Raw genomic sequence first — 9,988 nt, forward strand, 5'->3', positions numbered from 1 at the left:
GGGGGGTTTCCTTTTGGGGGGGGGGCTTTATTTCGCCGCCCGGGGGGTTTTGGGCGCCGGGGGCCCTGGGGGGGCGTTGGGGGGGGGGGGGGGGGGCCCCCCCGGGCGGGCCAGCACCAACACAGAGCCACCAAATCAACGGGCGTACCCTGGGTCACGCCGAGGAATCAATCGCTAGGGAGCCCATCGTGTCCGCAGTCGCACCCGACGGACGCAAGATGCTGCGCCTGGAGGTCCGGAACGCCCAGACCCCCATCGAGCGCAAGCCCGAGTGGATCAAGACCCGGGCGAAAATGGGTCCCGAGTACACGAAGATGCAGGCCCTCGTGAAGAGCGAGGGTCTGCACACGGTCTGCCAGGAAGCCGGCTGCCCCAACATCTACGAGTGCTGGGAGGACCGCGAGGCGACCTTCCTCATCGGCGGCGACCAGTGCACGCGGCGCTGCGACTTCTGCCAGATCGACACCGGCAAGCCCGAGGCCCTGGACCGCGACGAGCCGCGCCGGGTCGGCGAGTCCGTGGTCACGATGGACCTCAACTACGCCACGATCACCGGCGTCGCCCGCGACGACCTGGAGGACGGCGGCGCCTGGCTGTACGCCGAGACGGTCCGCCAGATCCACGAGCAGACGTCGTCCCGCGAGGCCGGCCGCACCAAGGTCGAACTGCTGGCCCCCGACTTCAACGCGGTCCCGGAGCAGCTCGCCGAGGTCTTCTCCTCGCGCCCCGAGGTCTTCGCGCACAACGTCGAGACGGTCCCCCGCATCTTCAAGCGCATCCGCCCCGGCTTCCGCTACGACCGCTCGCTCAAGGTCATCACCGAGGCCCGCGACTACGGTCTGGTCACGAAGTCGAACCTGATCCTCGGCATGGGCGAGACCCGCGAGGAGGTCAGCGAGGCACTGCGCCAACTGCACGAGGCGGGCTGCGAGTTGGTCACCATCACGCAGTACCTGCGGCCGTCCGTGCGGCACCACCCCGTGGAGCGCTGGGTGAAGCCGCACGAGTTCGTCGAGCTGAAGGAGGAGGCCGACCAGATCGGCTTCTCCGGGGTCATGTCCGGCCCGCTGGTGCGCTCTTCGTACCGCGCCGGGCGGCTGTACCAGATGGCGATCGAGAAGCGAGGCGCGTACGTGGCCTCGCAGGCGGTGTGACCCCAGCCCGTCCACGGCTGTGTGAACTCGCGCACAAGTGACTACCCACCGGTAATAGTCATTGTCGACGCGGCCCTGACAGTCCTCCCAGATGAGGGCGTCCATCAGGGCCGCGTCAGCTTTTGGGCCCGCCGCATCAAGGCTTCATTGGTGTTTGACCGGTCGGTCACGCCCTGGTAACACCAAACAGTGACAATGGCTTTACAGCACGTAGACCCATACCCAGAGCTGTTCCGAGGGGGGACCTCCACCATGCAGGCCGCGCCCGTTCGCGCCACCGCCATCCCGTCCTTCACCGACGCGCTTCGCGCGGTCGAGTCCCTGCTGCTGAGCAGTGGCCAGCGGACCGCCCGCCGCAACGCGTGGACCTCCGTCCTGGAGGACCGCCGCCGCGCCAAGGACCGGGTCGAGGCACAGCTCGTCCTGGAGCAGTCCCTCACCGCGCACTCCTGAGTCCCCACCCTGCGAATCCCCACCCTGTGGGCACCGCCGTCGTCGGCACTCCCGCGGGCACGTAGACTTCCTGGCATGGCGAGGAAGGACACGACAGCGGAAAACGCTGCGAACCCCGGGCGACTCAAGCAGATCGCTCTGACCTACAAGATGACTCGCAAGGCCGACAAGATGATCGGTCTTGTGCTCGCGGCTGTCGGAATCGTCACCTTCGGTGTCTTCCTCGCGATCGGCTTCTTGCTCGGGCACCCCATTTATCTCGGCATTCTCGGCCTCCTGCTCGCCTTCCTCGCGTCGGCGATCGTCTTCGGACGCCGGGCCGAGCGGGCCGCCTTCGGGCAGATGGAGGGCCAGCCGGGCGCGGCCGCCGCGGTACTGGACAACATCGGCCGGGGCTGGACGACGACTCCCGCGGTGGCGATGAACCGCAGCCAGGACGTGGTGCACCGCGCGGTCGGCAAGGCCGGCATCGTCCTGGTCGCCGAGGGCAACCCGAACCGGGTGAAGTCCCTGCTGGCCGCCGAGAAGAAGAAGATGGCGCGCATCGTCGCGGACGTCCCGGTGCACGACGTGATGGTCGGCACGGGCGAGGGCCAGATCCCCCTCAAGAAGGTCCGCACGACGATGCTGAAGCTGCCGCGCGTACTGACGGGTCCGCAGGTGACGACGACCAACGACCGCCTGCGCGCGATGGGCGACCTGATGAGCAACATGCCGTTGCCGAAGGGCCCGATGCCGAAGGGCATGAAGCTGCCGAAGGGCGGCGGGAAGGCTCGCTGAGCCCCGCGTACACGGTTTCTACGACGATGGGGCGCCCGGATCTGATCCGGGCGCCCCCATCGTCGTAAGGCGATCCCCGTATAGGACGACCCCCGTCAGGCCAGCGTCCTGAACCCCCGGTCGTAATACACCATCGGGGAGCCCTCCCCCAGCCGCACTCCCGTCACCCGGCCGATCAGGACCGTATGGTCACCGGCCGGGTGGCGTGCGTGGGTGGTGCAGTCCAGTTCGGAGAGGGCGCGGTCGACCGTCGGGAGGCCGTCGGGGCTGGTACGCAGGCCGCCGGAGGCGAACTTGTCGGTGCCCTTGGTGGCGAAGCGCACGGCGAGCGGGCGGTGGGCCGGGGCCAGCACGCTCACGGCGAAGCGGTCGCAGTGGCCGAACGAGGGAGCCGAGTCGGCGGAGTTCGCCAGGCAGACCAGGACCATCGGCGGTTCCAGCGAGACCGAGCAGAAGGAACTGGCCGTGAAGCCGCGCGGGGTGCCGTCCTCGCAGCACGTGGTCACCACCACGACGCCCGAGGGGAAGCGGGCCATCGCGGCCCGGAACTCCTCGGGCGCCACCGCCGCTCGCGCGGTTTCCAGAACTTCCTGTTCCAGAACTTCCTGTTCCAGTACCTGCTGTTCCAGTACCTGCTGTTCCAGTACTTCCTGACGCTCCGGCATGACGGTGCACCACCTGTCGGGCCTCGCGGAGGCCACCGCGGGTTCAGCAGCCTCGGGGCAGCCTCGGATGCGGCTCACCGACAGTGATCGGGACCGTCACCCGGGTCCAGATCGACTATGCGGGCAGCGTCCCGGACCGGCAACCGGGGGCGGGATCAGCGCGCCGGCACCCGATACCGGCTCACCGCACCGCGCCCGCCCCCCGCTCGTCCCCGGACAGTGCCCACGCGCCGTAGGCCGCGCCGGTCGTCTCGAAGGAGAGCGCGACATGCGAGGCGGCGCTGTTCACGTCGCGCCAGAACCGTTGGACGGGGTCGGACGAGGACTGACCGGATGTGCCGCCGGCGCGGAAGACGCGGTCGACCGCCGAGACCAGTAGTTCCACCGCCAGCGCGAGATCCCGGGCGCCCCGGACCGCCGCCTCACCCCCCGGCGGGCACTCCTCCGTGCCGTCGGCGATCGCCGCCGTACGCAGGATCAGGAGTTCGGCGGCGTCCACCTCGGCGGCCGAGCGGGCCAGGGAGACCTGGGTCGAGGGCATCTCGCCGACGGTCCGTCCCCGGCGGTCGACGCATGAACCGGTCCGCGCGATCCAGGCGCGCAGCGCGCCCCGGGCGGCGCCGACCAGCGGGGCGGCGAACGGCAGCGCGTTCACGGCGTGCATCGGGACGATGTGGCAGCGGGCGTCCGAGGCGGGCGCCCTGCCCGCGTGCACCACCGAGCGGGCCAGGGTCCGGTGCTCGGGCACGAAGACGTCGGACAGGAGCAGGGTGTCGCTGCCGGTCCCGCGCATCCCTACGGTGAACCAGCTGTCCGCGATGGTGAATTCGGCCCGCGGCACGGCAAAGAACCGTACGTCGGGGCGTGTGTCCGAGTCCTCGGGGTTCTCCGCGGGTACGGCCGCGCAGGCCAGCGCCCAGTCGGCGAAGTGCACCCCGCTGATGTACTTCCACTCACCGCTCAGCCGCCAGCCGCCGGCCACTGGCTCCGCCTTGCCGGACGGCATCAGTGCACCGGCCAGCAGTGCGTCGGGGCCGTCCGCCCAGATCTCCGTCTGGCCCTCCTCGGGGAGGAACGCCGCGTAGCGCCCGGCATACGCGGCCAGCGAGGCGGCCCACGCCGCCGACGTGCAGCCCTCCCCCACCAGGCCGACCGCGGAGGTCAGTTCGGAGAAACCACCGGCCTCGCCGCCATGGGCCACCGGTACGAAGTGCCGCGCGAACCCCGCGTCCAGCACCGCCCTGACCACCTGCGGCGAGAGTCTCCGCGCGGTCTCCGCCTCGTCCGTGTGCCGGGCCGCGATCTCGGCGACCCCCGGCGCCCGGGTCACGATCGTCGACTTGTCGCCTTCCGGCATCCTGCCCACCACCTCCGTCGGGAACGGCGACAGTGTCACCGGCAGGGGACCCCGACGACCGCACCCCGGGCCGCGACCGGCCGACCGTCACCCACCCGGCGCGGCAAAGGGGGCGCCCGACGCGGCCACTGTGCGGCTACCGCCACGTGGCTCCGGACGCCCCCTTCGTCGTACGACTTCTCTACGACTTCTCTACGACCTCTCTCAGATCCGGACTTCCACCGTGCGCGCCAGCCGGTCGTGCAGCCCACGCCCGTCCCGGTCCCAGATCAGGGCCGGGATCGCGATGCACAGGAGGGCGGTGCGGAGCAGGGTGCGGAGGGGGCTCGGGCGGCCGGTGTCGAGGGCGATCACGCGGAGGCCGAAGAGGCGCTTGCCCGGGGTGAAGCCGATCGTGCCGACCGTGAGGGCGCCGAGGACGAAGAAGACGAGGAGGGCCCAGTTGCCGGTCGCACCCGGCTTGTAGCCGTGGGTGAGCAGGCCGTATGCGATCAACAGGCACAGGGCCCAGTCGACGACGAGGGCGCCGAGGCGGCGGCCGGGGCGGGCGATGGAGCCGGGGCCGTGCTCGGGCAGACCGAGCTGCTCGCCGCGGTAGCCGAAGTCGACACCTGCTCGTTCCGCCGCCTCGCGGGGCCCGGAGAGCCATGAGCCGATTGCATCCCTGTTGTCCACCCGTCCACGGTACTGCCCGCGTTCTGCCATGCGGACAGGAGGGGCCAGGCGGCCCAAGACCGGTTAACTTGGGCGAAACAAATGGGTCACGCTGGAGAAATCCCCCGTCCCTAAGGTCGGGTCCAGCGTGTGCCACCGCACTGGCCGCACGAACGAACTACCACCCCGGCACGGACGGTCGGGAGTAGGAGGAGCTGGATGTTCCAGAACGCCGACGAGGCCAAGAAGTTCATCGCGGACGAGGACGTCAAGTTCGTCGACGTCCGATTCTGCGATCTGCCGGGTGTGATGCAGCACTTCACGCTGCCGGCGACGGCCTTCGACCCGGACGAGGAACTCGCCTTCGACGGCTCCTCGATCCGCGGCTTCCAGGCCATCCACGAGTCCGACATGGCGCTCCGCGCCGACCTGTCGACCGCGCGCGTGGACCCCTTCCGCCGCGACAAGACGGTCAACATCAACTTCTTCATCCACGACCCGATCACGGGCGAGCAGTACTCCCGTGACCCGCGCAACGTGGCGAAGAAGGCGGAGGCGTACCTCGCCTCGACCGGTATCGCGGACACCGCGTACTTCGGTCCCGAGGCCGAGTTCTACGTCTTCGACAGCGTGCGCTTCGACACCAAGGCGAACGAGTCCTTCTACCACATCGACTCCGAGGCGGGCGCCTGGAACACCGGTGCCATCGAGGACAACCGCGGTTACAAGGTCCGCTACAAGGGCGGCTACTTCCCGACCCCGCCGGTCGACCACTTCGCCGACCTGCGTGCGGAGATCTCCCTGGAGCTGGCCGCGTCCGGCCTCCAGGTCGAGCGCCAGCACCACGAGGTGGGCACCGCCGGCCAGGCCGAGATCAACTACAAGTTCAACACGTTGCTCGCCGCGGCCGACGACCTCCAGCTCTTCAAGTACATCGTGAAGAACGTGGCCTGGCGCAACGGCAAGACCGCGACCTTCATGCCGAAGCCGATCTTCGGTGACAACGGCTCGGGCATGCACATCCACTCCTCGCTCTGGACCGGCGGCCAGCCGCTCTTCTACGACGAGGCCGGCTACGCGGGTCTGTCGGACACCGCCCGCTACTACATCGGCGGCATCCTCAAGCACGCCCCGTCGCTGCTCGCGTTCACCAACCCGACGGTGAACTCGTACCACCGCCTGGTGCCGGGCTTCGAGGCGCCGGTCAACCTGGTGTACTCGCAGCGCAACCGCTCCGCCGCGATGCGTATCCCGATCACGGGCTCCAACCCGAAGGCCAAGCGCGTCGAGTTCCGCGCGCCCGACTCCTCCGGCAACCCGTACCTCGCCTTCTCCGCCCTCCTCCTGGCGGGCCTGGACGGCATCAAGAACAAGATCGAGCCGGCCGAGCCGATCGACAAGGACCTCTACGAGCTGGCCCCCGAGGAGCACGCGGGCGTCGCCCAGGTCCCGACCTCCCTCCCGGCCGTCCTCGACCGCCTTGAGGCCGACCACGAGTTCCTGCTCGCGGGCGACGTCTTCACGTCCGACCTGATCGAGACGTGGATCGACTTCAAGCGCACGAACGAGATCGCGCCGCTGCAACTGCGTCCGCACCCGCACGAGTTCGAGCTCTACTTCGACGTGTGATCGAACCGGCCCCAGTGCCCTCGGCGCCCCCGCCTCTCCTCGGAGCGGCGGGGGCGCTGTCGTGTGCCCAGAACTCGCTTGCCGGGAACCCACTTGCCCGGAACTCGCTTCACAGACCGGGTACAGCCAGGGATCATCTTCACTGACACGGTTGTTCGAGAGGGGTAACGGGGATGGCGCAACAGGGCGACGAGGAGCGCGAGTTCGACCTCAAGTGGGCCGACGGGGCTGAACACAAGGAGCCGTCCGCGCGGGCTCGGATGCTTGCCGCGCGGTGGAAGGAGAATCCGCCGGAGCCGACGCCGTTCCGGGGTGAGCCCGAGGGGGTGGGGCCTCGGCGGTCGTCGTGGATATCTACGGCGGTCGTCCTGGGGAGTGTCGTCGCGGTCATCGTGCTGTTGGGGTACGCCAACTTCCGGGCGCCGTACTAGAGATGGACGAGATGACCGGCGAGAGGATCAGCCTCGGGGATCCCCTCGCGTGGCTCCGGCTGGACGAGGCGTTGCGGCACGAGCCGTACGCGCCCGCCGGCCTCGCTGAGCCTGAACTCGCGATCGCGCTGTGCCACCGTGACGGCAGGATTCGGGAGGCGGCTCTCCAACAGGCCGCCGCGTACCCGGCGTTGCTGCCGTTGGTTGTCGTCCGGTGCGCCGACTGGGTTGAGCAAGTGCGGGAGCGGGCGCGGGAGTTGCTCCGCGAGCTCCTCGACGTAGGTGATGTAGGTGACGTAGGTACCGCTGTCGCGCTCGCGCCGCTGGTTCTGCTCTTCGGGCGGCGGGGGCGAGGGGCCTTCGCCATCGAGCTGGTCGACGAGGTGCTGCGCCGGGCGTCCCGCGAACAGCTCGCTCCTCTCTTCACCCACCCCGACCGCGCCGTACGCCGCTTCGTTTATCGCCTCGCCGTCGAGGAGGATCTCCTCTCCCCCGCCGAACTCGCGCGCACCGCTGCCCGGGACACTGACACCGTCGTACAGAACCTGTGCGCGGACGCCGCGTTGGCCGCCGTAGCGAAGACAGGGAGCTACGACGAGGTGCTCGAACCGTTGCTCGGGGCGCGGAATCCGCGTGCCCGGGCGACCGGGGTCACCGTGTTGCGGGCGGCGGGTCGGGCGGGGCGGGCCGAGGGGTTTCTTGCCGATCGGTCCGGTGTCGTGCGGGCCTGTGCCCGGTATGTCGTGCGGCAGGGTGGGGGTGATCCGTTGGCGTTGTATCGGGCTTGGTGCCTTGCGGCGGAGCCTGCGCCGGGGGCCGTGATCGGGCTCGCGGAGTGTGGTGGGCGGGACGATGCCGCGTTGTTGTGGCCGCTCGTCTCGCATCCGGGTGCCGCCGTGCGGGCGCGGGCCGTGGCCGGGTTGCGGGTGCTGGACGTCGGGGACGTACGGCGGCTGCTGCCGTCGCTCGACGATCCGGCGCCCGGGGTCGTGCGCGAGGCGACCCTCGCGCTGCTGCCGTCGGCCGGGCTGGTGCCGGACGGGTGGCTGATGGAGCGGCTTGCGGGCGGGGCGCGGCCGGTGCGGGTCGCGGCGTTCCGGCTGCTGGACGCGCGGGGCGGAATCGTACGGCTGCGGGCTGCCGTCGCGGTGCTCGACGATCCGGACGAGAGGTTGCGGGCCTGGGGTGCGCAGGTGGTGCAGCGGTGGCATCCGGAGGAGGGGATGACTCCCGGGGACGCCGAGGTGGGTGAGCTGCTCCGGCGGGCGCGGCATCTGTTCAGTGCGTACGTGCTGACGCGGCGGCTCTGGGAGGCCGGGCTCCCCGGCTGACCTGCGCCCGCGTGCTCATCGGATTCTCAGGTGTTTCGGGGAGCCTTTGCTCCGCCTAGGGCCGTTCGGGACCACTTCATGGGAAGGCGCGGGTGCACACTGGGCGGTGGGACGAGTGCCTGACGGCGGGGTGATGGCAGATGCAGAGCCGCTTCCGGAGCGACCGGCGGTTGACCATACGTATGGGTCTGACGCTGTTCCTGCTCGGGCTGTTGTACGTGGCGTTCGTGGCCGCGCTGATCGTGTTGCTGAAGTCCTGGGTGCTGGTCGTGGTGCTGGCGGGCGGGCTGCTCGTCGCGCAGTACTGGTTCTCCGACCGCATCGCGCTGTACGCGATGCACGGGCGGATCGTGGAGCGGGAGGAGTATCCCGAGCTGCACGGTGTGATCGACCGGCTGTGTGCCGTGGCCGACATGCCCAAGCCCGTCGTCGCCGTCTCCGACATCGACATGCCGAACGCCTTCGCCACCGGGCGGAACGCCGACCACGCCGTCGTCTGCGTGACCACCGGTCTGCTACGGCGGCTGGAGCCGGCCGAGCTGGAGGGTGTGCTCGCGCACGAGTTGTCGCACGTGGCGCACAAGGACGTGGCCGTGATCACGGTGGCGTCGTTCCTCGGGGTGCTCGCCGGGCTGATGGTGCGGTTCGCGTTCTACTCGCAGATCTTCCGGGGGCGCAAGGACCAGAACACGCTGGCCGTCTTCGCGGGGATCATGGGGATCTCGGCGGCCGTGTACGCGATCAGCTTCCTGCTGATCAGGGCGCTGTCCCGGTACCGGGAGCTGGCGGCGGACCGGGCGGCGGCCCTGCTCACCGGGAAGCCCTCGGCGCTGGCCTCCGCGCTCACCAAGGTCGACGGCGACATCGCCCGGATCCCGACCAAGGACCTGCGGACCGCGCAAGCGTTCAACGCCTTCTACTTCAGCCCGGCGACGGGCACCGAGCCCGGTCTCACCCGGTTCTTCTCGACCCACCCGAGCCTGGAGCAGCGGCTCGACCAACTGGGGCGCATCTCCGCCGAGTTGGGTGAGGCGGCGGTGCCCGGCATCGGGAAGGCGGACTGAGGATGGGGTTGCTGGACATCCTGCTCGGCCGTACGAAACCGGTCGCTCCCGATCTCGACCAGCTGTTCGCGCTGCCCTCGGCGGCGGTGACGCTGGAGGCGGCGGCCGGGTTCAAGCCGACCGGGCACGGTGCGGTCTGCTTCGCCACGGTGGAGGGCGGGGCGTTCGAGCAGACGCACCGGGAGGTCCAGGCGCTGCTGGACGCGGACGCGGAACGCACCGGGCCGCCGGTGGAGCTGGCCCAGGACAAGTACGGCTACTCGTGGCTGGTCTCGCGCCGGACACCCGATCAGTTGTCGGCGCTCGTCAACGATCTGCACGCGGTGAACAGCGCGATGGAGGTCAACGGCTTCGGGCCCCAACTGCTGTGCTCGCTGGCCGGGTTCGAGGCTGACGGGGGCCGGCGGCTGGCGCTGGTCTATCTGTACAAGCGCGGGACGTTCTTCCCGTTCGCGCCGCTGGCCGGTGAC

At 70.0% G+C, this 9,988-nt stretch carries 11 protein-coding genes; 8 read left to right on the forward strand and 3 right to left on the reverse strand.

Features of this window, described 5'->3' with window-relative positions; all coding sequences use genetic code 11:
* Positions 1-188: 188 nt before the first annotated feature.
* The 3 genes from lipA (at position 189) to ACFWP5_RS49325 (ending at position 2,387) form a co-directional block, all read left to right on the forward strand.
* Positions 189-1,154, forward strand: a complete 966-nt coding sequence (lipA, locus tag ACFWP5_RS49315; protein WP_384172942.1) for a lipoyl synthase — start codon at positions 189-191, stop codon at positions 1,152-1,154.
* Positions 1,155-1,406: 252 nt separating this feature from the next.
* Positions 1,407-1,607 carry a hypothetical protein gene (locus ACFWP5_RS49320; protein ID WP_384172945.1) on the forward strand — a complete coding sequence of 67 codons (201 nt, stop codon included), beginning with the start codon at positions 1,407-1,409 and terminating at the stop codon, positions 1,605-1,607.
* A gap of 75 nt (positions 1,608-1,682) precedes the next feature.
* Positions 1,683-2,387 (forward strand): DUF4191 domain-containing protein, encoded by a 705-nt coding sequence (locus ACFWP5_RS49325; RefSeq protein ID WP_384172948.1) that lies wholly within the window; start codon positions 1,683-1,685, stop codon positions 2,385-2,387.
* Between the two features lie 95 nt (positions 2,388-2,482).
* Here the strand turns inward: ACFWP5_RS49325 and ACFWP5_RS49330 are convergent, their stop codons facing one another.
* The 3 genes from ACFWP5_RS49330 to ACFWP5_RS49340 all read right to left on the reverse strand — a co-directional run bounded on the left by ACFWP5_RS49330 (position 2,483) and on the right by ACFWP5_RS49340 (position 5,084).
* Positions 2,483-2,923 carry a flavin reductase family protein gene (locus ACFWP5_RS49330; RefSeq protein WP_384172978.1) on the reverse strand — a complete coding sequence of 147 codons (441 nt, stop codon included), beginning with the start codon at positions 2,921-2,923 and terminating at the stop codon, positions 2,483-2,485.
* Positions 2,924-3,233: 310 nt separating this feature from the next.
* Complete coding sequence (locus ACFWP5_RS49335; protein WP_384172951.1) at positions 3,234-4,409, reverse strand: acyl-CoA dehydrogenase family protein; 1,176 nt, start codon at positions 4,407-4,409, stop codon at positions 3,234-3,236.
* 204 nt (positions 4,410-4,613) lie between these two features.
* On the reverse strand, positions 4,614-5,084 hold the full coding sequence (locus tag ACFWP5_RS49340) for an RDD family protein (RefSeq protein WP_384172954.1): 471 nt from the start codon (positions 5,082-5,084) through the stop codon (positions 4,614-4,616).
* 198 nt (positions 5,085-5,282) lie between these two features.
* Here ACFWP5_RS49340 and glnA point away from each other — a divergent pair, with 198 nt between their 5' ends.
* The 5 genes from glnA to ACFWP5_RS49365 form a co-directional block, all read left to right on the forward strand.
* Positions 5,283-6,692, forward strand: coding sequence for a type I glutamate--ammonia ligase (glnA, locus tag ACFWP5_RS49345; RefSeq protein WP_384172957.1), 1,410 nt, complete (start codon positions 5,283-5,285; stop codon positions 6,690-6,692).
* Positions 6,693-6,865: 173 nt separating this feature from the next.
* Positions 6,866-7,123 (forward strand): hypothetical protein, encoded by a 258-nt coding sequence (locus ACFWP5_RS49350; RefSeq protein ID WP_384172960.1) that lies wholly within the window; start codon positions 6,866-6,868, stop codon positions 7,121-7,123.
* 2 nt (positions 7,124-7,125) lie between these two features.
* Positions 7,126-8,454: a hypothetical protein gene (locus tag ACFWP5_RS49355; protein ID WP_384172962.1), complete on the forward strand. Its 1,329-nt coding sequence runs from the start codon at positions 7,126-7,128 to the stop codon at positions 8,452-8,454.
* Positions 8,455-8,594: 140 nt separating this feature from the next.
* Positions 8,595-9,518: a zinc metalloprotease HtpX gene (gene htpX, locus ACFWP5_RS49360; protein ID WP_384172966.1), complete on the forward strand. Its 924-nt coding sequence runs from the start codon at positions 8,595-8,597 to the stop codon at positions 9,516-9,518.
* Between the two features lie 2 nt (positions 9,519-9,520).
* A partial coding sequence (locus ACFWP5_RS49365) for a hypothetical protein (RefSeq protein ID WP_384172969.1) occupies positions 9,521-9,988 on the forward strand: 468 nt, incomplete at its 3' end.

The organism is Streptomyces sp. NPDC058469 (assembly GCF_042721125.1).
Taxonomy (GTDB): domain Bacteria; phylum Actinomycetota; class Actinomycetes; order Streptomycetales; family Streptomycetaceae; genus Streptomyces.

Coding starts and splice junctions, on each gene's coding strand:
- ACFWP5_RS49320 (WP_384172945.1), top strand. CDS start 1,407: ATGCAGGCCGCGCCCGTTCGCGCCACCGCCATCCCGTCCTTCACCGAC.
- ACFWP5_RS49325 (WP_384172948.1), top strand. CDS start 1,683: ATGGCGAGGAAGGACACGACAGCGGAAAACGCTGCGAACCCCGGGCGA.
- ACFWP5_RS49330 (WP_384172978.1), bottom strand. CDS start 2,923: ATGGCCCGCTTCCCCTCGGGCGTCGTGGTGGTGACCACGTGCTGCGAG.
- ACFWP5_RS49335 (WP_384172951.1), bottom strand. CDS start 4,409: ATGCCGGAAGGCGACAAGTCGACGATCGTGACCCGGGCGCCGGGGGTC.
- glnA (WP_384172957.1), top strand. CDS start 5,283: ATGTTCCAGAACGCCGACGAGGCCAAGAAGTTCATCGCGGACGAGGAC.
- ACFWP5_RS49350 (WP_384172960.1), top strand. CDS start 6,866: ATGGCGCAACAGGGCGACGAGGAGCGCGAGTTCGACCTCAAGTGGGCC.
- ACFWP5_RS49355 (WP_384172962.1), top strand. CDS start 7,126: ATGGACGAGATGACCGGCGAGAGGATCAGCCTCGGGGATCCCCTCGCG.
- htpX (WP_384172966.1), top strand. CDS start 8,595: ATGCAGAGCCGCTTCCGGAGCGACCGGCGGTTGACCATACGTATGGGT.